This window comes from Streptomyces sp. NPDC002513 (assembly GCF_053595355.1).
Window position 1 is genome coordinate 1 of sequence record NZ_JBSFXK010000034.1, and the last position, 22,018, is coordinate 22,018.

The 22,018-nt window shown below is 72.1% G+C and carries 16 protein-coding genes and 2 pseudogenes; 9 read left to right on the forward strand and 9 right to left on the reverse strand.

Annotation, left to right across the window (positions count from 1 at the left end; translation table 11 throughout):
- Positions 1-145: 145 nt before the first annotated feature.
- Positions 146-1,048: an SCO6745 family protein gene (locus ACWD5Q_RS21730; RefSeq protein ID WP_451428675.1), complete on the reverse strand. Its 903-nt coding sequence runs from the start codon at positions 1,046-1,048 to the stop codon at positions 146-148.
- A gap of 175 nt (positions 1,049-1,223) precedes the next feature.
- Here ACWD5Q_RS21730 and ACWD5Q_RS21735 point away from each other — a divergent pair, with 175 nt between their 5' ends.
- A complete protein-coding gene (locus ACWD5Q_RS21735) occupies positions 1,224-1,397 on the forward strand; it encodes a CsbD family protein (protein WP_451428676.1) in 174 nt (57 codons plus the stop codon).
- 78 nt (positions 1,398-1,475) lie between these two features.
- Here ACWD5Q_RS21735 and ACWD5Q_RS21740 read toward each other — a convergent pair whose 3' ends face one another.
- On the reverse strand, positions 1,476-2,465 hold the full coding sequence (locus tag ACWD5Q_RS21740; RefSeq protein ID WP_451428677.1) for an aldo/keto reductase: 990 nt from the start codon (positions 2,463-2,465) through the stop codon (positions 1,476-1,478).
- 199 nt (positions 2,466-2,664) lie between these two features.
- Positions 2,665-3,477: an SAM-dependent methyltransferase gene (locus ACWD5Q_RS21745; protein WP_451428678.1), complete on the reverse strand. Its 813-nt coding sequence runs from the start codon at positions 3,475-3,477 to the stop codon at positions 2,665-2,667.
- Between the two features lie 83 nt (positions 3,478-3,560).
- Here ACWD5Q_RS21745 and ACWD5Q_RS21750 point away from each other — a divergent pair, with 83 nt between their 5' ends.
- The 4 genes from ACWD5Q_RS21750 to ACWD5Q_RS21765 all read left to right on the forward strand — a co-directional run bounded on the left by ACWD5Q_RS21750 (position 3,561) and on the right by ACWD5Q_RS21765 (position 8,929).
- The gene (locus ACWD5Q_RS21750) at positions 3,561-4,967 is read left to right on the forward strand and encodes a PP2C family protein-serine/threonine phosphatase (RefSeq protein ID WP_451428679.1); all 1,407 of its coding nucleotides are present in this window, start codon (positions 3,561-3,563) and stop codon (positions 4,965-4,967) included.
- A gap of 275 nt (positions 4,968-5,242) precedes the next feature.
- Positions 5,243-5,962, forward strand: coding sequence for a hypothetical protein (locus ACWD5Q_RS21755; RefSeq protein WP_451428680.1), 720 nt, complete (start codon positions 5,243-5,245; stop codon positions 5,960-5,962).
- A gap of 542 nt (positions 5,963-6,504) precedes the next feature.
- Positions 6,505-6,657, forward strand: coding sequence for a hypothetical protein (locus tag ACWD5Q_RS21760; protein ID WP_451428681.1), 153 nt, complete (start codon positions 6,505-6,507; stop codon positions 6,655-6,657).
- Between the two features lie 202 nt (positions 6,658-6,859).
- Entirely contained in the window at positions 6,860-8,929 is a 2,070-nt protein-coding gene (locus tag ACWD5Q_RS21765; protein WP_451428682.1) for a SpoIIE family protein phosphatase, read from the forward strand.
- A gap of 145 nt (positions 8,930-9,074) precedes the next feature.
- Here the strand turns inward: ACWD5Q_RS21765 and ACWD5Q_RS21770 are convergent, their stop codons facing one another.
- Positions 9,075-11,531 (reverse strand): SpoIIE family protein phosphatase, encoded by a 2,457-nt coding sequence (locus tag ACWD5Q_RS21770; protein ID WP_451428735.1) that lies wholly within the window; start codon positions 11,529-11,531, stop codon positions 9,075-9,077.
- Between the two features lie 107 nt (positions 11,532-11,638).
- Complete coding sequence (locus tag ACWD5Q_RS21775) at positions 11,639-12,340, reverse strand: ScbR family autoregulator-binding transcription factor (RefSeq protein WP_451428683.1); 702 nt, start codon at positions 12,338-12,340, stop codon at positions 11,639-11,641.
- Positions 12,341-12,550: 210 nt separating this feature from the next.
- Here ACWD5Q_RS21775 and ACWD5Q_RS21780 point away from each other — a divergent pair, with 210 nt between their 5' ends.
- Both ACWD5Q_RS21780 and ACWD5Q_RS21785 read left to right on the forward strand, forming a co-directional pair.
- The gene (locus ACWD5Q_RS21780; protein WP_451428684.1) at positions 12,551-13,417 is read left to right on the forward strand and encodes a ScbA/BarX family gamma-butyrolactone biosynthesis protein; all 867 of its coding nucleotides are present in this window, start codon (positions 12,551-12,553) and stop codon (positions 13,415-13,417) included.
- A 268-nt stretch (positions 13,418-13,685) separates the two neighbouring features.
- Entirely contained in the window at positions 13,686-14,462 is a 777-nt protein-coding gene (locus tag ACWD5Q_RS21785) for an HAD family hydrolase (RefSeq protein WP_451428685.1), read from the forward strand.
- A 257-nt stretch (positions 14,463-14,719) separates the two neighbouring features.
- Here ACWD5Q_RS21785 and ACWD5Q_RS21790 read toward each other — a convergent pair.
- Both ACWD5Q_RS21790 and ACWD5Q_RS21795 read right to left on the reverse strand, forming a co-directional pair.
- Positions 14,720-14,806 (reverse strand): annotated as a pseudogene (locus ACWD5Q_RS21790) (metallophosphoesterase); the annotation flags it as partial.
- A gap of 215 nt (positions 14,807-15,021) precedes the next feature.
- Positions 15,022-15,402, reverse strand: a complete 381-nt coding sequence (locus tag ACWD5Q_RS21795) for a hypothetical protein (RefSeq protein ID WP_451428686.1) — start codon at positions 15,400-15,402, stop codon at positions 15,022-15,024.
- A 280-nt stretch (positions 15,403-15,682) separates the two neighbouring features.
- Between ACWD5Q_RS21795 and ACWD5Q_RS21800 the strand changes: the two genes are divergently transcribed.
- Positions 15,683-18,106, forward strand: a complete 2,424-nt coding sequence (locus ACWD5Q_RS21800; RefSeq protein ID WP_451428687.1) for a SpoIIE family protein phosphatase — start codon at positions 15,683-15,685, stop codon at positions 18,104-18,106.
- 14 nt (positions 18,107-18,120) lie between these two features.
- On the opposite strand, the gene ACWD5Q_RS21805 is transcribed toward ACWD5Q_RS21800, so the two are convergent.
- The gene (locus ACWD5Q_RS21805) at positions 18,121-20,904 is read right to left on the reverse strand and encodes a SpoIIE family protein phosphatase (protein WP_451428688.1); all 2,784 of its coding nucleotides are present in this window, start codon (positions 20,902-20,904) and stop codon (positions 18,121-18,123) included.
- A gap of 117 nt (positions 20,905-21,021) precedes the next feature.
- Between ACWD5Q_RS21805 and ACWD5Q_RS21810 the strand changes: the two are divergent.
- A pseudogene (locus ACWD5Q_RS21810) lies at positions 21,022-21,192 on the forward strand (universal stress protein); the annotation flags it as partial.
- A 9-nt stretch (positions 21,193-21,201) separates the two neighbouring features.
- On the opposite strand, the gene ACWD5Q_RS21815 reads toward ACWD5Q_RS21810, so the two are convergent.
- Positions 21,202-21,945 carry an SOS response-associated peptidase gene (locus tag ACWD5Q_RS21815; RefSeq protein ID WP_451428689.1) on the reverse strand — a complete coding sequence of 248 codons (744 nt, stop codon included), beginning with the start codon at positions 21,943-21,945 and terminating at the stop codon, positions 21,202-21,204.
- Positions 21,946-22,018 lie beyond the last annotated feature (73 nt).

Below are 22,018 nucleotides of genomic sequence, written 5' to 3' on the forward strand. Positions count from 1 at the left end.
CCGTGGTCGAGGGCGTCCGGATCGATGAGAACGAACAGTGTGTGGTCGTGTCGGTACGGCCCGATGCCCGCCGCCCGCGGCCGGCCGCACCTCCGCCCGCCCGTGGACCGCGTGCGGGCGGGCTCTCCCGAGAGCCCCGCGTCCGTCAGGTCGTGGTTCCGGGGCGGGCGTCGCCAACGTCACTCAGCAGAGCACCCGTCAGCCCCACCGGGTTGCCCGAGGGGATGACTCCGGATGCCACCACCTTCCGGGCCCACGGAGCCAGTAGCTCCGCCAGCCGTACGGTGGCGTCGTGGCCCAGCGCCCGCCATGGTCCCTCGGCGGCTGCGTCGGTCGCGTCCTCGATCGCGCGGCGTTCGGCCGCTCCCCGGGCGGTCAGCCGCCCGTTGTCGTCGACCCATCCCCGGTCCCGCAACGCGGCCTCGGTGGCGCGCCAGGTCGCGTCGTCCCACTTCCGGCCCTCGCGCAGCAACGCGCCGTCCGACTCCCCCGCGGCGGCCTTGAGCGCCAGCGCCTCGACCGGTCCGATGCCACGGCTCACCAGGACGGCGACATGCCCGTCACCACGATGCTCACGAAGTGTGGTCGCGGCCTGCCACAGCCGCACATGCGGCTCGGCCGGGCGCTCCAGGGCCTGGTTGGCGGCGCCGAGCACCCGGCCCGCCGTGTCGGCCGCCTGGGCCGCGGCCCAGGCCAGGTCCGCCGCCTCCGCCATCCGGGAACCGCGCAGGGCGTCCTCCCCGTACAGCCGCCGCATGGCGAGAGCGACCGCCCGCTGTCGCGCGGCGAGGACGTCGGCCACCGACGCGTACCGCCACGCGTCCGGCAGCGCGCGCATCACCCGGCTGGGGTGGAAGACATAGAAGCTGCTGGTCACCACTGCCGGCTGGACCGGTCCCAGGGGCGCGGCGCGCAGCGCGAAATACCCCATCCAGAAGCCGCGCATACCCACCTCGTCGGCCGCTTGCCGTGCCTCCGGCGCGAAGTACACGAGGTCGTGCACCGGCTCGGTCAACTCCCACATGAGCCGGGACGCGCCCTCACCCACTGTGCTCCCCCTGCCCGCGATTACCCCGCACCCCATAGATCATGACAGCTGTCGTAGCACACCTCCATGACCGCTGTCATAGGAACGTGGTGGCCGGACGTCCGGGTTTGAGGACCGCGCCCAGGGCCACTCGGTGGAGTGCCCTCGTAGTCAAGGTGACGTGGAGTGAGCAGAGGTGGCTGGAGAGCAGAAGGTCAAGGGAATGATGGAACAGGCCATGGGCAAGGCCAAGGAGGCGGTCGGCCGCGTGCTCGGGAACGAGAGGATGACGGCCGAGGGCCGCGCCGAGAAGGTCAAGGGCGCCGCTCGCCAAGCGAAGGAGAAGACCAAGGACGCCTTCCGGCGCTGACACGCCGGACGCCCGCACCGGCCGGGGAGCGGGCGGCCTCCGCCCCGCCGCCCCGGTCGGCCGGCCTCGTCGACGCGGCTAACGGTTCACGGACGCCATGCCGGCCTCGTCGTAGCGCTCCCCCGCGACCTCGGGAAGTTCGGCGTCGACGCGCGCGAGGTCGTCCTTCGTCAGCTCGACGTCCGCCGCGACCGCGTTCTGCTCGAGGTAGGTGCGGCGCTTGGTGCCCGGGATCGGGACCAGGTCCTCGCCCTGGGTCAGCACCCAGGCGATCGCGAGCTGCGCCGGGGTGACGTCCTTCTCCGCCGCGATCTCCTTCACCTTCTCGGCGAGCCTGAGGTTCGCCTTGAGGTTCTCCCCCGTGAAGCGCGGGCCGCTGCGCCGGAAGTCGCCCTCCTCCAGGTCGTCGGGAGAGGCGAACCGGCCGGCGAGGAAGCCGCGTCCCAACGGCGAGTAGGGCACGAACCCGATGCCCAGTTCACGGCAGGTGGGCAGCACCTCGGCCTCCGGGTCACGCGTCCACAGCGAGTACTCGGTCTGCACGGCCGTGATCGGGTGGACGGCGTTCGCGCGGCGGATCGTCTCCGGGGCCGCCTCGCTCAGACCGATGTACCGCACCTTGCCCTCCGCGACCAGCTCCGCCAGCGCGCCCACCGTCTCCTCGATGGGCACCTTGGGGTCGACCCGGTGCTGGTAGTAGAGGTCGATGTAGTCGGTCCCAAGCCGTTTGAGCGAACCGTGGATCGAGCTGCGTACGTGCTCCGCCGAACCGTCCTGCGGTCCGACCGTGCTCATGTCGCCCGGGACGGCGTTGTCCATGCGGTAGTTGAATTTCGTAGCGATCACATAGGCGTCGCGGCGCCCCTTGATCGCACGGCCGACCAGTGACTCGTTCGTGAGCGGGCCGTACATCTGCGCGGTGTCGAGGAAGTCGATGCCCAGCTCAAGGGCGCGGTGGATGGTCTTGATGCCCTCTTCCTCGTCGGCGGAACCGTAGAAGGCGGACATCCCCATGCAACCGAGACCGATAGCGGAGACCTCCAGGTCCCGGAGCCTGCGCTGCTTCATGATCGTCTCCAGACTTTCCTTGCGGTCGTGCTCTTCCCGGCCTCACCGCCCTCCCCCGGCTCGCCGGAGCCGCGGATCCCGCGGACCGGCACCCCGGTGGCACGGAGCCCGGTGGGGCCATGCAGCGGACGCTACGACGTGGAGTGCGCTCGAAGTCAAGGATGCGCTCGCCGACCTGCCGGCGCATGCCCCGCTCCCCTCATGGACGCTTGCGGCCGACGCCCGCGTACACCCAGTACTCCGACGGGTTGTCCGGGATCGGGTCCCCTGGATCCGGGCGCCACAGGGGCACATGGACCAGGCCGGGCTCCACCAGGTCGAAGCCGTCGAACAGGGCGAGGATCTCGGCGCGGGAACGCGCGGTGACCGGCGATGTGGCCCTGGAGCGGTACAACTGCCCCACCGCGGCGGCGGTGTCCGGGCGGTCCTGGTTCGTGGCGTGCGTCAGCGCCAGCCAGCCGTCGTCGGGGAGGAGGTCCCGGAAGGCGGCCACGATGCCGGCGGGATTCTCCTCGGATGTGATGAAGTGCAGGATGGTGACCATCAGTACGGCGACGGGCTCGTCGAAGTCGATGAACCCCCGCACGTGCGGGGAGGACAGGATCTCGGCCGGCCGGCGGATGTCGGCGTCGACGATGACCGCGTCCGGGTTGCCGGCGAGCAGAGAGGCGCTGTGCGCCACGGCGACCGGGTCGTTGTCCACGTAGGCCACGCGCGCCCCCGGGGCGGCGGCCTGCGCCACCTCGTGGACATTGCCCTGCGTGGGGATGCCCGACCCGAGGTCTATGAACTGCCGCACTCCGGCGCCGATCAGAAAGCGCACCGCCCGCTGGAGGAAGGCGCGATTGGCTCGCGCCAGGGTACGCACCTGAGGGTCGATGGCGGTGAAGGCCGCGACTGCCTCCCGGTCGATGGCGAAGTTGTGCTCGCCGCCCAGCATGGCGTCGTACATCCGGGCGACACTGGCCTTGCGGGGATCGACGTCCTTCGGGCGTAACTCGTCACCCGTCACAGCAACTCTCCCCTCAGACAACGATCTTGATGTTCCATCATATAGTTGCCGTCTGACCCGCGGCGAGGCGATGCCGCTGCCGCGTGGTCGCGACCGGCCCCACCCGGAAAGGCACGACCCTGCGGAACCAAGCGCGCCGCCCTCTCGACGCATCACCGGCCGCCGCACGCTCGGGCCGCCGGACCGCCTTCTCCCCCGCGGCCGATGTCATCGGGTCGGAGCTCGACCTCCATCTGACCGGCCGTCATATCGTGCAGGCGCTGACTCCCGGCATCTGCGACGCGGCGTCGGTCTACCTGCTGGAGCGCTGGCTCGTCGAGGAGAACGCGCACCCGGCCGGGGACCCGCCCCAGATCGAGGCCCGCCGGCTGGCGCTGCGCGTGGGAGCGGAGGCCGCCGCGCGATGGGAGGGCATACTGCCGGTCGGTGAGGTGATCGTCTTCCCGCGCGAGACGCCGTACGCGCGCTCCCTGGCCACCAGGCGTCCGCAGCTCCTGGACACGGTCGACGCCCACACATCCGAACGGCTGCGCGCCTCCGGCGGCGACGACATCCGGATCGGCCATCTGCTCCGGACGGCCTCCTTCCTGGTCGTGCCCCTGCATCTGCGGGGCGCCGCCGTCGGTTTCGTCGTCTGCGGTCGCGGCCCGGACCGGGCCCGCTTCCTGCCGGACGACGCCGCGGCCGTGGAGGCACTGGCCGCGCGGGCCTGTGTGGCCCTGGACAACGCGCGCCGGTACGAACGGGAGCGCCGGACCGCGCTGGCCATCCGGCAGAGCCTGCTGCCCGCCACCGCCCACACGTTCGACGGCTGCCGTATCACCCACGGCTCTGTGCCCGCCGGCTACGACACGATCATCGGCGGCGACTGGTCCGATGTGCTGCCGCGGCCGGGCGGCCGTATCGGTCTGGTCGTCGGCGACGCGATGGGGCACGGTCCGGAGTCGGCGGTCGCGATGATTCAACTGCGCACGGCCGCACGCACCCTGGCGGGCTTCGACATCACCCCGGCCGAGTTGCTGCGCCGGCTCGACACGCTTGCCTGCGACACCCCCGGTGCCTCCTTCGCGACCTGCATGTACGCCGAGTGGGACGCGCGACGCCACACCTGCACCCTCGTCGGGGCCGGTCACCCTCCTCCGCTGATCCAAGGCCCGGACGGACGGGCCGCACCCCTCACGCTCACCAGCGCGGGCCTGCCGCTGGGACTCGGCTCGGGCACCTACGAACCCACCGTGCTCGAAGTTCCCGAACCGGCGCTGCTCCTGCTCTACAGCGACGGCATGGTCGAGTCACGTCAATCCGACATCGACCAGGGCATCACCCGCCTCGCGGGCCTCTTCACCCAAGCCGTTGACGCATCCGAAGACATCACGGCCCCGGACACCCTGCACATGTGGTGCGAGCGGCTTCTGCACCACACATCGGTCACCGACGGCACGGACGACCGGACCGTGTTGCTGGCCGCACTCATGCCCGCGACGGAGTGAGGGCGCCCACGTACGAGAGGGGTGGACGCCCCGTCCCGGCCCTCCGGCACGGCTGGGGCACAACGACCGCACGGCAGTGCACCGCCTGAACCCTCAAGGTCAGCTCGAGAAAAAGACATGACTCCAGAGAACCAACAGGCTCCACTCATCCGTACCATCACTACACCGGGGTATTCGCGTGGTTATCGCCGCCGTCACACGGACGCCGGCCCGAGAACACGTACTTGTGGCCTTCTGTGCGCCACACCACGAAAACCAGAAGAAAGGTCGACCTCATGTCCGAGACCACCACTGCCACCACCGATCTGACATCGCAGTACGCCTCCCAGGTGACCGACGACCTCGAACGCAATGTGAAGGAACAGGACCGCGTCAGCGCGGAGATCGCCACGCTGCAGCAGCAACTGGCCGCGCTGCAGCACGACCACGTCGTGCTGGTGAACATGCAGCAGGCACTCGGTCTGACGCCGCCTCCCGCCGGACCCGCCGCCACGTCCGACCGGGCCACCGTGCCCGCTCCCCGCAGGAAGCCCGCCGCCAAGTCCGGTACGGACAAGCAGGCGAAGCCGAAGAAGAGCGCCCCTGCGCGCAGCCGCACCACGGCCGGGAAGCCCGCCGCCAAGCAGCCTGCCAAGCAGCCCGCGGCCCAGCCCACCACGGCGCAGCAGGCCGAGCCCACACTGGTCGAACTCGTCCGCCGCCACCTCACCGAACAGAGCGAACCCCGCTCCGCCGCGGAGATCACCACGGCCCTCGGTCAGGTCCATCCCGAGCGCGGCATCAAGACCACCGTGATCCGCACGACGCTCGAAGGACTCGTGGCCAGGAACCAGGCACAGCGCTCCAAGCAGGGGACGTCGGTCTTCTACACCGCCCCCGACACGGCCGAGAAGAAGACGGCGGAGAAGAAGACTGCCGAGAAGAAGACGGCGGAGAAGGCCGGGGAGAAGACCGCGTCGGCCGAGGACAGCACGGGGGCTGAGCAGGCCGAGTAGGCCACCGCGGCACGGGCGGTGTTGTGCCGTGCGGAGAGGTTCCGTGCGGAGCGCTCCACGGGCCCGCGCGGACCATCCCGGCAAGCACGCCGAGACCGGCCGGGTGAGGGCCCCTCACCCGTCCCGGTGCATCGCCCGCGCGTCGTCGCTTCCCCGTGCCTTCGGTGCGCGATCGTGGGCGGATGCGCCGCACGCTTCTCTCCGTCGTCGTCGCGCTGCTTGCCGCCGGGTGCGTGACCGTTCGGCCCGATGCCGGCGGCCGGCAGGTCTCGGCCGCCGATGCCCACGCTCCCGCGCCGGTCGCTCCGCGTGCCTCGGCGCCGCGGCCTCCGCGTGGCGTGTCGGGGCTCGTACGGACCGGCTCCGTGTCTCGTCAGTGGTCCGGGCACCCCTCGCCCGCCGGGCTGCGCTCCGCCTCCCAGACGCGCCGACCCGTCCCCGCAGTGCGCCCGGCCGGTCCCGCGCTCGGCGCGCCGCAGCACCGGCGACCGTCTCACGTGCGGGCCGGGCGGCGGCCCGCCGCTCCACCGACACCGCGCCCGGTGTCCCGGAGCGCACCGGCTCACGACGCCTCCGCCCGTCCCGCCCTCGCACATGGGCTCGTCGTCCCGGCGCACCAGGGCGCCGACCCGTTCGCCGTCTGCGGCCTGGTCGAGGACATGGGCCTGGGCCAGGCCGTGGCCGGCGTCTGCTGACTCCCGTTCGGTCGCCGGCCGGCGACCGCTGAGGCGTCCGTCCGCCGGCCACGATCCGTAGGGGCCCGCCCACCCGCTGTCTTCCGGGCTGGGCAGTACCCACGCCCGGGGGCAGCATGGAAGGACGGGAACGTGGACCTGGGCGTGGAGCGACATCCGCGCGTGGCGGGCGGGCGCGCCGGCAGGCGGAGGGAGATGTGGGATGAAAGCCGAATCCTTCCAGGCCGACGGCGACCGCCCCGGCCCGGACCGGCCCCGGCCCGTCAGCCTGCTGGACGTCCTCAGCGTCGCAGCGGTGGTGCTGGACTCCGGCGGCCGCATCGTGTTCTGGAGTCCCGAGGCCCAAGACCTCTTCGGCTACTCGGCGCAGGAGGCCCTCGGTGAGTTCGCGGGGCGGCTGTTGGTCCGCCCGGAGCATCTGCAGACCGTTGTCGGTCTGTTCGCCGAGGTGATGGAGACGGGCCACAGCTGGTCCGGCGCCTTCCCCATCCGGCACAGGGACGGCAGCTCGCGCCTGATGGAGTTCCGCACCATGCGTCTCCTCAACGATGCCGGCGAGGTCTACGCGCTGGGCATCGCGGCCGACCACGGCACACTGGTGCGCGTCGAGACCGACCTGGCCCTGTGCGAGCGGCTGATCGACCAGTCCCCCATCGGACTGGCCCTGATGGACCCCCAACTGCGCTATCTCCTGGTCAACCGGGCACTGGAGCGCATCGACGGCATCCCCGCCGCGGAGCACATCGGCCGCCCTCTGCGCGAGACCGATCTGCCGTTCCCCGACATCGACACCATCGAGTCCGCCCTGCATCAGGTGCTGGCCACCGGCACCCCGCTCCTCGACCAGTACGCCGTCGGCCGCACCCCGGCCGACCCGGGAAACGACCACGCCTGGTCCCTCTCCTTCTACCGGCTCGAAGATCCCGGCGGCCGGGTCCTCGGCGCGGCCATCTCGGTCGTCGACGTCACCGAGCGGCACCACGCCGCCACCGAGGCCGACCGTGCCCGGCGGCGCCTGGCGCTCATCGCGGACGCCTCCGCCCACGTCGGCACCACCTTGGAGGTGGAGCAGACCGCCCGCGAACTGGCCGAGGTCGCGACACCCGATCTCGCCGACGTGGTCGCCGTGGACGTCCTGGACTCCGCCCTGGCCTGTCGCCGCACGGGCCGGCCGGAAAGCGGTCCCGAACTCTTCCGAGCCCTGGCCCTCAAGGCGTCCCATCCCACCTTGGCCCTCCGCGCGGCCGACCCGCCCGGTGACCTCGCCGCCTACGACGGCGACCGACTGGTCACCCTGTGCGTGCACACCGGCCGGCCCGCCCTGGTGCGCCAGGTCGCCGACCAGGACCTGCGGCGCATCGCCCGCGATCCCGAGGCCACCTCGCTCCTCGCCCGCGCCGGCGTCCACTCCTATCTGGCGGTGCCCCTGATCGCCCGCGGCGAGGTGCTCGGCGCCCTCGATCTCAAACGCACCCGCAATCCGCTCGCCTTCGACCAGGACGATGTCGTCCTCGCGTGTGAGCTGGCCGGTCGCGCGGCCGTGGCCATGGACAACGCCCGCTGGTTCCAGAGCGTGCGCAACACCGCGCTCACCCTCCAGCGCAGCCTGCTGCCCGACCACCCTCCGCACCACCCCGGCCTGGAACTCGCCTACCGCTACCAGCCCGCCCAGGCCACCAGCGAAGTCGGCGGCGACTGGTACGACGTCATCCCCCTCGACGACGACAAGACCGCGCTCGTCGTCGGCGACGTGATGGGCAACGGCATCGACGCCGCCGCCACCATGGGCCGGCTGCGCACCGCCACCTGTGCCTACGCGGACCTCGACCTGGCCCCCGACACCGTGCTCCAGCACCTCGACAAGATCACCTGCGATCTGGAGCACTACATCGTCACCTGTATCTACGCGGTGTACGACCCCCATCGGGGGCAGTGCCGCCTGGCCAACGCTGGCCATATGCCGCCCGCGCTGGCCCGCCCGGGCCGGGAACCCGCGCTGCTCGACCTGCCCCCCGGCGCACCGCTCGGCGTGGGCGGCGTGCCGTTCGGCACCACGACCGTCGAACTGCTCCCGGGTGACCTGTTGATCCTCTACACGGACGGTCTCGTGGAGACCCGGCACCACGCCATCGACGACCGGCTCAACGCGCTCCTGGCCCTCCTCGACAAGCCGGACCGGCCCCTGGAGGAGACCTGCGACCTCCTGTTGCACGGGCTGCGCCACGCCGACGACCACGACGACGTGGCCCTGCTCGCGGTCCGCGCCGGGTAGACCCCGTCCTCGTACGAGGATCCCGGATGCTCGTACGACGGTCGCGTGCACCGCGGGGCCACCGTGCCGGGCGTCCGGACACCGCCACGGCCTCGTTCCCGCCGCGCCCGCCGTTCCCCGGGAACCCGAGCCGGGCGCGGACCGTTCACGCGGCCTGCGGTGCGGGCATGAGCGGGAGTTCGGCCCAGATGGTCTTGCCGGCGCGGTGGTGGCGGCTGCCCCAGCGCCGGGAGAGCTGCGCGACGATGAGCAGGCCGCGGCCACCCTCGTCGGAGAGGCGGGCACGCCGCAGATGGGGCGCGGTGCTGCTGGCGTCGCCGACCTCGCAGATCAGAGACGAGTCGCGGATGAGCCGTAGGTACACCGGTGATGAGCCGTAGCGGATCGCGTTGGTGACCAGCTCGCTGACCACGAGTTCGGCGACGAAGGCCACATGCTCGAGATGCCAGGCGGCCAGCCGCTCACAGGCGAGTTCGCGGGCCAGGGCGACGACGGAGGGCTCGGACGGCAGTTCCCAGGTGGCCACGCGGTCGGCGCTCAGGGCCCTGGTCCGGGTCAGCAGGAGCACCACGTCGTCGGTGCGGGACTCGGCCAGCAGACTGCCGAGCACCCGGTCGCATGTGTCCTCCAGCGGACAACAGGGGTCGGTCAGGGCCGCCCGCAACAGGTCGCAGGCCTCGTCCACGTCGCGTGCCGGGGACTCGATCAGCCCGTCGGTGTAGAAGCCGAGGACGCTGCCTTCCGGGACGGGGAACTCCACGGCTTCGAACGGCAGGCCGCCGAGGCCGAGGAGCGGCCCGGCCGGCAGGTCCACGAAGCGGACGGCGCCGTCCGGGGTGGCCAGGACGGGCAGCGGATGGCCGGCTCTGGCCATGCAGCAGCGCCGGGAGACGGGGTCGTACACCGCGTACAGGCAGGAGGCGCCGACCTCGCCCGAGCTCTGGGCGGAATGGTCGGCGGCCTCGTCGCGGTCCGTGAGCAGCACGAGGTCGTCGAGGTGGGTGAGCAGTTCGTCCGGAGCCAGGTCCACATCGGCCAGGGTGCGGACCGCCGTGCACAGCCGGCCCATGGTCGCCGAGGCGGTGATGCCGTGGCCGACCACGTCCCCCACCACGAGGGCCACACGGGCACTGGACAGGGGGATGACGTCGAACCAGTCGCCGCCGATGCCGGCGCCGGCGTGGGCGGGCAGATACCGGGAGGCGGTCTCGACGGCGGGGTGGTGCAGCGCGGGATGCGGAAGGATGGTCTGCTGCAGGGCGAGCGCGGTGGCGCGTTCCTGACCGTAGCGGCGGGCGTTGTCGACGTGGACCGCCGCACGGGCGCTCAGCTCTTCGGCGAGCCGCAGATCGTCCTCCGCGAAGGGGACGGGGGTGCGGTGGCGGAAGAACAGGGCCAGCCCGAGCGCGGTCCCGCGGGCCCGCAGCGGTACGGCCATGAAGGAATGGATCCCGTAGCCGCGAACGTTGCGAGCCCGCTCGGGCGCGCTCTCGGCCCACCACCGTGTGATCTCCTCGGCACTGTGCAGGACGCCCGGGCCGGCGACGAGCGCGCGTCCGGCCGGGGAGTCCTCCGGATAGGTGTAGATGCCGCCGATCGGGACCACCGATTCAGGGCACCCCGGGAGGACCGAGCGCTGGGCGGTTCTGCGGAACACCAGGAGGCCGTGCTGTCCGGTGGCCCTCTCCTCGCCGGTGAGGACGCTGTCGAGCAGGTCCACCAGCACGAGGTCGGCGAAGTGGTCCGTGCCGACCGCCGCCAGTTCGTCGGTGGTGCGGCTGAGGTCGAGGGTGGTGCCGATCCGCAGCGCGGCCTCGTTGAGGACGGCCAGCCGCCTGCGGGCGCGGCACTGCTCGGTGGTGTCCACGGCCGCCGCCGACATACCGCAGACCTCGCCGCCCGGCTCACGCACGGGGTACAGGGACAGCAGCCAGACCCGCGGCCCGGTGACGTCGCAGCCGGGCGAGTACGCCTCGCAGGTCACCGTGTGCCCTGTGCGCAGGACCTCCGTCATGGCCTCGCCGATGCCCTGCAGGCCCAGCAGTGTGGTGCCGCTCCGGGATTCCCCGATGGGCCAGCCGAACGGTTCGTTCTCCTGCCTGCCCGACTCGCGCCGCATGGCGGTGTTGACCTCCAGCCGCACTCCTCTGCGGTCGTAGAGGGCCATGGGCAGCGGTAGCTGGTCCAGCGCCCACTGCTTGAGGAGGGCGGTGTCCGGTTCGCCGCCGCTCCCGGGTGGGAGTCCGGACGGCTCGACGCCCTCGGCGGTGAGGAACCAGTACGTGTCCCCGGCCGCGTCCCGCAGCGGCTGAGCCCGGAGTGTCCACGACAGCGGGTGGCCGTCGTTGTGCCGGAGGGTGACGCGGCCGCTCCAGGGCTGGCGCCGGACGTGGCTGCGCCGTACGGCCGCCGGCGGGGGTTCGACGAGCAGATCCGTGGCGGCCCGGCCGACCAGATCCTCCGGCTCGTAGCCGAGAAGACGGCAGACACCCGGGCTGAGCGCGGTCACGATGCCCCGCGGATCCATCATGACCCCAGCGTCCGACGCGGGCTCCCGCCGCGTGGAACGGTGCCTGTCCGGTATTGCGGAGCCCTTCGCCATGTCGTCGCCCTCGTTCTGTCGTCCGGGCACCACCGGAAGTCGTCGATGGGCCCATCCGCAGCACTGCGTCCAGGCTGCTCCCGTGGTGGGCCTTTCTCAACCGCTGATCACTCCGGGGCGGGACACAGGGCCGTGCGGCCCGGTCCGGCGGTGGGCCGTGCGGCGGTGGTGGACGCCCCCGGGCCCGTGGCACGGCCGCTCACCTCGGCGAGCAGGGCCTGTGATGCCGGGTCGGCCTGGAGGCCGGGCAGAAGCAGCAGCCAGAGGTTGGTCAGGCGGTCCTCGATCAGCACCCGGTCGTCGAGGGCGTCGGAGAGGGTGTGCAGTCCGAAGAACGCGGCCACCAGGGTGGGGGCGTCGCGGCCGGGCTCCGCGCCAGGGGCGAGCTCCCCTTCCGCCCGGGCCCGGGCCAGCATGCCCTCGACCGTGGCGATCCAGTCCACGAAGGGCGGGGGCATGTCGACGGCGATGGATCTGCGCTCGGCCCAGAGCCGGGCCCCCGCGCGGACGAGAACGTCGTCACGGAAGGCGCGGGCGACCGCGAAGCTCAGGCGGACCAGCTTGCGGAGGGCGGGTTCGGGGGCGGCCTCATGGTGCGCCACCAGGGCGGGCCAGGCGGCGAAGTGTGCTTCCACCACGGCCAGGGCGAGCTGTTCCTTGTTGGTGTAGTGGAAATAGATCGCCCCGCTGGTGCGGCCGGACCGTTCACTGATGTCATTGATGCTGGTCGCCGCGTATCCCCGTTCGAAGAACAGGTGAGCCGCCGCCTGCAATACGGCTCTGCGGGTTTCTTCTGCCCGGTCCTGCACGTGTGGTCCCTTGTCTGTCGGTGGAGCGCGAGAGGAATGTAGCCCTCCGACCGCCCGGACACGAGGCCGCGCATGCGGAACCCGTAATTGTCTTATTAGCTGTGTTACATGGACTCTCGGCACTGGACGCGGAGCACGCAGGAATCGGTCAACGGGTGCACCCGACAGGCCTCCGGGGCCTGTTGTCCCCCGCTGAGCTGGTCCAGGACCGTGGATCGCGCCTTCGTGCACCGGATCTCGGTGGCCGAGGTCCTGCTCACGGACGTCCGCCGCTGTGGACCGCTCCGTTTCTGCGCGGCGGCCGCCTGGACGCGCTCGCATCCCACGTTCCCCCGTGGGCGCGAGGACCGGCACAGCCCGTGGATGATCGTGGAGACACTGCGCCAACTCGGCATCTACCTTCCGCTGCGCCACTTCGAAGTGCCGCCCACGGCCCGCTTCCTGATCCACGACGTGGCCTACGAACTCGACCCCGCGGCGGAGCCCCGGGCACCCCACGGCGCCAGCGAGATCACCTGCCTGGCATCCGTCGGCGACGTGCGCACCGACCGGAGCGGGACGACGGTGACCGGCCTGCGGATGCGGGTCGCCTTCCTCGCCGGGGACCGGACGTTCGCGCACGCGGCGGGCGGGGCGCGGTTCCTCGACGCCGGACGGTACGCGGCCCTGCGGTCCGGTGCGGCCGGGCGGTCCGGTGCCGTCACGGCCGAGGACGCGGGCCCGCGAATTCGGCCCGAACCGGCCCTGCTGGGGCTGGAGTCGGCGTCGGACGTCGTCGTCTTCCTGGAGGGCGACGACGTGTTCCTGGAACCCGCCGATCCCCACCACCCCTTCCTCTTCGACCACGGTACGGACCATGTGCCCGGGATGGCCGTGCTGGAGGCGGCGCGGCAGGCCGTCGCGCTGCGCAGCGGAGGGCGGCTGGTCCGACCGGTCTCCGGCCGTATGACCGCGCTGCGGTTCACCGAGCACAGCCCGCCCGCCGTCATTCACTGCTCCGAGTACGGCCGTTCGGTCCTCTTCCATTGCCGTCAGGGCGCCGAACAGACAGCCGCAGGAATGCTGCGCTATAGCTGAAATGTCCCCCACACGTGCGTATTGCGTCGGCCATTCTCCCCAACGTGTCCAACAGAGCGTAGCGTTCATTATGTTTCTGGTTCCGGAGGCGCCGGGATCGCGGCCGTGTGTGGTGTGCGACCACCGCATGAGTGAACGGACCACCGCCGCACTGCACTTCACTCTTCTCCGCGGTGAATCGACACCCACAGGCGCACCGGAACCCCCCACCGGCGGATCGCGCCGCCCTTCGGCAGTTCCGTCCTGCACCAGAACGGCAAGCACGCACATGACGACCCATCGCATCTTCGACTGGACACCCCAAGCCGTGGTCTTCGACTGCGACGGCACCCTGGTGGACTCCGAAAGCCACTGGCAACAAGCCCGCGACATCGTTCTCCGCGAGAACGGCGCCGTGCCCGACCAGGAGTTCACGGAACGCAGCAAGGGCCTGCACTACACCGAGTGCGGCGCTCTCATGGCACGCCTCGCCGGCACACCGGACAGCGGCGAGGAGATGGCCCGGCAACTCCTGGCCGCGTTCCGCGCCCTGGTGGCGCAGTGCCCCGTGGCCATGCGCGGAGCACCGGCGCTGGTGACGAGCCTGAGCCGGATCGCGCCCCTGGCGGTAGCCAGCAACTGCCCAGCCGATGTCGTGGAGTTCAGCCTCCAGTCCGTGGGCTTGAGACAGCACTTCCGGCACATCGTCGTGCCGGGGCCCGGAGTTGTGCCCAAGCCGTCTCCCGACACCTATGCCGAGGCCGTACGGCGCCTGGGCGTGGAGCGCGAGGGCGCCCTGGCGGTCGAGGACTCGCTCAACGGCCTGAGGGCGGCCGCCGGTGCGGGTCTGCGAGTGATCGGAGTCGGCCGCGATCCCGGTCCCGAGGCCCTCGGCCTGGCGGATCTGTGGGTGGACACGCTCGCGGACCCGAAGCTGGCGGCCTGGGCGAAGAGCCGGTCCCCGGCCCATTCGGAGGAGCCCGGCGACCCGCAGACCGGCCCGGTACGGCCGAAGGTTCCCCCGCAGGGCGGCCCGGCCCACTCCGAGACCAGGACCGTGCACTGAGCGCACCGGGCCCGCCACCGGCCCTCCGGGCAGACAGCACCCGGCCGGCCTGGGCGACGCTCCGGCGCCCGGCCCCGGGAACGGTCTGGAGCGCAGGGCTGCCGCACATGCCGGCCGGTGTACGGCCCTGACAGTACGCGGCTCCGGCCGGCGGTCGGTCCGTCCAGCGCCGGGCGCGCCGCGTCAGCGGTCGGTCCTGCTCAGTCCGGCGCCGGAGCGCACACGTGGGCGGTCAGCGGCTCGTGCACGCGCAGGTGTCAGACGCGGACGGCCCGCCCGATGACCGGCCGGGCCACGTTGCGCACCTTGACACCACCCCTGGTCATGCCGTGTTCCGCCCGGGCCTCCTCCGGCGTGCCGTGGCGGGTGAAACTTCCGGCCGGCACCAGCGCGTCGGCGTGCCCGGGACGGGACCGAAGGGGGTCAGCCCGGCGCGGGCGAAGGCGCCTCGCAGGTCCAGTAGTCGTCCAAAGGCCACACGTCATGATCTCACCACCGCTGTGGCCCCACCACCATCCAGAGGTCGGTACGGCGTCGGGGCCCCAAGGTCACCCGAAGGTCAGCGAAGGGAGGCCTGCGCGGCGGCGGGCGCGGCGAACCGGGCGAGCTGGTCCATGATCCAGGGGTCGTACGTCGCGGTCCGGTCCGCGACCGACTGGTCGTACGTCGCCAGTTGGTCCGCGATCCACGGGTCGGTGCGGTCGTTCACCGTCACGTGCTCGTACCTCGCCAGCTGGTCCGCGATCCACGGGGCGACGGAGCCGTTCACCGTCACGTGCTCGGCGGCGTCACCGTGGCCGCCCTGGGCGACGGTGACCCGGGCGGAGTGCTGCCCGGCCGGAGCGGCCGCCGCGGCGGGGCCGCCGGCGACGAAGAGAGCGCCGCCGGCGAACGCGGCGGAGACGGCCGCGGTGGCGATACGCCGCGCGAGCTTGTTCATGGTCATTCCTCCTTGCACCACCCGGCGTTTCACGACTGCGAACGTCGGCGTCTGCCGGTGTCCCGGCGCATGTCACGCTACGCCGCCCTTTGTAGTTGAACAATGAACTATTGGAGTGAGGCGTGTCACCCGCCAGGCTCCGCCGGGCACCGATCATGGGCCGCCGAGCGGGTGACGCGGGCGCCTGCCAGTCTGAGAGACATACCGGTCGTCCGGCATGCGTCGGCCGACGCGAGCAACGGGCGGACTACACGGACCACCGGGCGAACGGAGGGTTGCGATGACCGCTCCAGACAAGGTGCCGGGCAGCGGTGACGTGCCGGCGACACCGCGGGCGAGGATCGTCCTGGACACCGACGGTGTGATCACCGAGTGGAGCGAGGAGGCCGAGGCCCTGCTGGGCTACGGCCCCGAGGAGATGGTGGGCCAACCCCTGTGGTCGCTCCTCGTCCGGCCCGATCCGGCCGACGCGAACGCGTCGGCCGACGACGACCGCCCGGTGCTCCTGCGCGACCGGTCCGGCCGCCCGGTCGAGACCAAGTGGCGCATGCGCCCGCTGCACACCGCCGAAGGACCGGTGGCCTGGACGGTCCTTCTCACGCCGCCGGAGGGGACGAACTGTGGCGACTTCGACCGGGCCGTGCTCGACGCGCTGCTGACCGAGTCACCGATCGGACTGCACCTGCTCGACACCGACTTGAGAGTGGTCCGGGTCAACACCGCGTCGCCCGGCCTGAGCGGCCTCCGCGCCGGGGAGGTCATCGGGCGGCGCGGCACCGACGTCGCACCCCGCGTGATGACCGACGCCGTCGAGGACGCGCTGTGGCGGGTACTGCACACCGGACAGCCGGTCATCGACTTCGTCCAGCCTGGGCATCCCGCGGCCGACCTCTCTCGCGAGCACGTGTTCTCCCTGTCGGCCTTCCGGCTGCGCGACCGCGCCGGAAAGGCCCTCGGTGTGGCCGCCCTCGTCTTCGACGTCACAGAACGCCACCAGAACCGAGCGCGCCTCGAACTGCTCCACGACGCCAGCACGCGCATCGGCACCACCCTGGACATCGGCCGTACCGCGGACGAGCTGGCCGAGGTCGCGGTCGGCCGGGTGGCCGACGCCGTCTCCGTGGACGTGTTCGACTGCGTCTGCCGGGGCGATGCGCCCGACGCGGGCCCGGTCGCAGGGGAGATCACGTTCCGGCGTGTGGCGTTCCGGTCGACCGAGGCGGCCTCCCTGCAACCCGCCTACGCGGTCGGCGAGACGGCCTCGTACGGCTTCCCCACACCGCTCACGCAGGCCCTGGCCGATCTTCGCCCCCGCCTGATACCGCGCATCGACGAGGACGGCGAGTGGCTCGCGCACGATCCGGTCAGGAGGGACCGCATCCGCTCCGGCCGGGTGCGGTCGCTGATGGTGGTACCGCTGGCCGCGCGCGGGATCGTGCTGGGCGTGGCAAGCCTCTACCGGTCCGTGACGGCCGCCCCCTTCGACCAGGACGACCTGACCGTCGCCGCCGAACTCGCCGCGCAGACGGCCCTGTGTGTGGACAACGCCCGCCGCTACGCGCGCGAGCGCAACGCGGCCCTCACCCTCCAGAGCAGCCTGCTCCCCAGGCAGTTGCCCACCCAGAGCGCCGTCGACGTGGGGTTCAGCTATCTGCCGGGACACGCCGGGGGAACCTGGTACGACGTCATCCCGCTGTCCGGTGCGCGGGTGGCACTGGTGGTCGGGAACGTGGGGGGCGAGGGTCTGCGCACCGTCGCCACCATGGGCCGGCTGCGCGCCGCGACCCACAGCCTGGCGGCCCTGGACCTGACGCCCGATGAGATACTCGCCCACCTTGATGATCTGATGGTCCGCCTGGCCGACGAGAGCCGGCCGCAGGCTGCCGACGATCCCGTGGACGTGCAGTCCGCCACCGCCGGCTGCGCCTGCGTGATCTACGACCCCGCGAGCCGCCGGGTCGACGTGGCCTGCGCCGGGCATCCGCCTCCGGTCCTCGTCCATCCCGACGGACACGGGCAACCCGTCGACGCGGCCCCCGGGCCTCCGCTGGGCGACGGCGGTCCTCCGTTCCCCACCTGGGAGTCGGAGGTGGCCGAAGGGACTTTGATCGCGCTCTACAGCGAGGGGCTCGTCGGCCGGCCGGCGTCCGACGGCGTCTCGCGGTTGCAGAGCATCCTCGGCCAGCCGCACGCGAGCGTGCAGGAGGCATGTGACGCGGTGATCTACTCCGAGCTGTCCGGCCGGCCCGGCAGGGACGTCGTGCTGGTCCTCGCGCGCACACGCGTCCTGAGCGAGGACCGGATCGCCTCCTGGACCTTCCCCAGTGACCCCGCGATCGTGGCCACCGCCCGCACCCTGGTCGACCGCCAGCTCGCGTCCTGGGGGCTGGGCGCCCTCTCGTTCACGACCGAGCTGGTGATCAGCGAGCTGGTCACCAACGCCATCCGGTATGCGCGGGGCACCATCCAGGTACGGCTGATCCGGGACCGCACGCTGATCTGCGAGGTCACCGACGGCAGCAGCGCCGCACCGCATCTGCGGCACGCGCGCGCCACCGACGAGGGCGGTCGTGGACTCCTGCTCGTCGCCCAGCTCGCACACCGCTGGGGCACCCGCCGCACCGACCGGGGCAAGACCATCTGGGCCGAGCAGACGCTGGGCTCCGAACCGGACGACGAGCCGCCCTCCGCCTCGGCCCCCTGACCCCGGGGGTGTGCCTACGCCCCGCCCCGGGAGCCCGGCGTCCGGGCCGTGTCCTCGTCGCCGAAGGCCTCGTCGTCGAGTGCCACGTCGGCGAAGGCCGCGTGGAGCGCGCCGTGCCCGTCGGCGGACGGCAGTGCCTGCTCGGCCCAGATCACCTTGCCCTGCGGCGTGTACCGGGTACCCCAGCGCTCGGTCATCTGCGAGACCAGGAACAGGCCCCGGCCGCCCTCGTCGGTCGTCGCGGCGTATCGCAGATGCGGGGAGGTGCTGCTGCCGTCGGCCACCTCGCAGATCAGCGTGCGGTCCCGGATCAGGCGTACGTGGATCGGCTCGGAGCCGTGCCGGATCGCGTTGGTGATCAGCTCGCTCAGGACGAGTTCCATGACGAAACTGAGCTCGGACAGGCCCCACTCGTCGAGCTTCTCGGACACGGCCTCGCGCATCCGCGCGACGGCGGCCGGGTCCAGCGGCACGTCCCAGTCGGCGATCCGGTCGGGCGTCAGCGGCTGGGTGCGGGCGATGAGCAGCGCCACGTCGTCCTTGGGCCGGTCGGGCAGCAGCTCGTCCAGGACGGCCCGGCAGCTTTCCTCCGGCGAGCGTCCGGGGTGGCCCGCCAGTGCGTCGCGCAGCAGCTCCATTCCCACGTCCAGGTCGCGGGCGCGGTCCTCGATGAGGCCGTCCGTGTAGAGGACGAGCTGGGTGCCCTCCGCCACGTCCAGCTCGGCGGTCTGGAACGGCATGCCGCCGAGGCCGAGCGGCGGCCCGGCCGGCACGTCGGCGAAGGTGACACTGCCGTCGGGGTGCACGAGCACGGGCGCCAGATGACCCGCGCGCGCCATGGCGCAGCGGCGCGTCACGGGATCGTAGATCGCGTACAGGCAGGTGGCCCCCACCACGCCCGCGGCGCTCTCCGTCCCCGCCTCGTCCTGGTCGATGCGCCCGACCAGATCGTCCAGATGGCTGAGCAGTTCGTCCGGCGGCAGGTCGAGGGTGGAGAAGTTGTGCACCGCGGTGCGCAGCCGGCCCATCGTGGCGGCGGCGTGCAGGCCATGGCCGACCACGTCCCCCACGGCCAGTGCCACCCGGCTCCCCGACAGGGGGATCACGTCGAACCAGTCGCCGCTCACGCCGGACTGGGCGGGAAGGTAGCGGTAGCCGACATCGAGGGCGGACTGCTCGGGCAGGGCCCGTGGCAGCAGGCTGCGCTGCAGCGTGACCGCGAGGGCGTGCTCGCGGGTGTACCGGCGGGCGTTGTCGATGCTGACGGCGGCGCGGGCCACCAGCTCCTCCGCCAGCGACAGCTCCTCGTCGTCGAACGCGTCGTGCTGCTTGGAGCGCCAGAAGTTGGCCATGCCGAGCACGACGCCCCGGGCGGTGATCGGGGCGGCGATGAGGGAGTGAATGCCGTAGTCCACGATGGCCTTGGTCCGTTGGGGGTCCTGCGCGTGCCAGCCCGTGGCGGTGGACAGATCCGTCACCAGCACCGAGCGGCCGGTGCCATAGCCCCGTGCCTGGGGCGTGGCGGGATGGAAGTCGAAGAGCCGGCCCTTCTCGTAGAGCGGATGGTCCTCGCGTACGCCGACCACGGCGACGCGCCGCATGTCCGTCGCCGTGCCGGCCGGCTCCTCGCCGTGCAGTACGGCGTCGGCGAGATCCACGGTGGCGAAGTCCGCGAAACGGGGGACGGCGACCCGGGCCAGCTCGTCGGCGGTGCGGGCCACGTCGAGGGTGGTGCCGACGGACAGCCCCGCGTCGTACAGCAGCTTCAGCCGCTCACGTGCGACCTGCGCCCTGCCGGACAGCGCCTGCAGCTCGGTCGTGTCGCGCAGCGTGACCACGGTCCCCTTGGGGCCTCCGCCGCGGTCCGTGGGCCGCTGGTTGACCGCCAGCAGCCGCTCCCCGGCGAAGTGGACCTCATCGGTGGCCTCCCGGCCGGAGGCGAGCAGCGCCACCGTCTCCGGGTCGAGGCCCGACAGCTCCGAAACGTGCCGTCCCTCGACGTCCGGGGGCAGCTCCAGCAGCCGCCGGGCCTCGTCGTTCGCCAGCAGCAGCCGCCCGTCGTCGTCAATGATGAGGACCCCTTCGCGTACGGAGTGCAGTACCGCGTCATGGTGCTCGTACATCCGGGTCATCTCGTGCGGGGCGAGGCTGTGGGTCTGCCGTTGCAGCCGCCTGCCCATCAGTGCCGTCCCGCCGGTGGCCAGGGCGAGCGCCCCGGCCCCGGCGCCGAAGATGATCGGCAGTTGGCGGTCCACCTCGCTGACCACGTTCTTGACCTTGAGGCCCGCGGCGACCAGGGCCACCACCTTCCCGTCGGTGTTCTCCACGGGAACGACGGCCTGGACCTCGTGCCCGAGGGGGCCCTGCACGCTCTCGGTGTAGACCTTGCCGTGCAGGGACGGCTCGATCGTGCCCACGAACCGCTTTCCGATCCTGCTCGGCAGGGGGTGGGTGTAGCGGATGCCCTGGGTGTTCATGACCACGATGAAGTCGACGCCGGCGGCCTTGCGCGCGGCCTCGGTCATCGGCTGGAGCACCTTCGACGGATCGGGTGTCTGCAGGGCCGCGATCAGGCCCGGGGAATGCGCGAAGGCCTGGGCGACGGCCACGGAACGACGCTTGGCCTCGGAGCTGGTGTCCCGCTCCGACTGCAGCACGAGGGCGAACACGGCGCAGGCCACGAGCAGCACGACCAGCGCCACCTGCAGCACGAAGACCTGCCCGGCGACGCTTCGCGGGCTCTTGCCTATCAGTGACCGCGGCGACACATGTCGAAACCGGGCGAAACGGTCCGCCATGGACCCTTTGTAGCACTGGTGATCCCGGGTGGCCATGGCCGCAACCTCGAAGGGTCCCTCCAGCACGGCCCGATCCGGGAGCCGACGGGTCACACCCCTGGGCGGGCGGTGCTGGCGCGCGGCAATCCCACCGACGTCCTCATCGAGGCCGCCCACGGAGCGGAGGCCCTGGTGGTGGGCAGCCGGGGGCACGGCGGCTTCGCCCGCGCCCTGCTGGGCTCCGTCGGCCAGCAGGTCGCCCAGCACGCGCCGTGTCCCGTCGTCATCGTTCGTCCCCAGGCGTCGTAGCCCCGGCGGTCAGAGCGCGGCCTCGTCCAGGAGGCGGGGGCCGTCATTGTGTACGTCGTTGACGGCTGTGGACACCGGGCGGGCGTCGAGGCGGCCGTCCGCGGGCCGGGTGAGCAGCGCGCGCAGGCCGTCGGGGTCCTGGTGGTGGGGGTCGAGCCAGGCGTCGTAGTGGTCCGGGGCGATGGCGAGCGGCATCCGGGGGTGGATCCGGCCGGCCGCGTCCGTTGCATCGGTGGTGATGATGGTGCAGGTCGTCAGCCATGCGGCGGGGTCGTCGTCGTGCTCCACGGCCGGGTCGCGCCAATAGGCGTAGAGCCCGGCGAGCGCCATGACCCTGCCGTCCTCGGGGTGGACGTAGTACGGCTGCTTGCGGGTCCTGCCCGTGTCCCGGGCTCGCGTCCGCTGCCACTCGTAGAAGCCGTCGGCCGGGAGCAGACAGCGGTGCAGGACGAAGGCGCGGCGGAAGGCGGGCCTCTCGTGCACTGTCTCCATCCGTGCGTTGATCATCCGCGCGCCGATCCTCACGTCCTTCGCCCAGGAGGGCACCAGGCCCCAGCGCAGCGGCCGTAGCTGCCGTCGCACCGGCGCCGCGTCGTCCGCGGTGCGCGGGGCGCGCTCCAGGACGGCCCACACCTCGTCGGTCGGGGCGACGTTCCAGCTCGGTGCCACGGCCTCCTCGGGGCGCCAGTCGGTGACGTGGAAGAGCCGGGCCAGATCCCCGGGGCCGCGGCTGGAGACATAACGGCCGCACATACCGCCACTGTGCCACGGTGCCGTGGGGCGCCGGCCGAATCGCCGCCCTGTGCACACGCTTGCGCACGAGTCC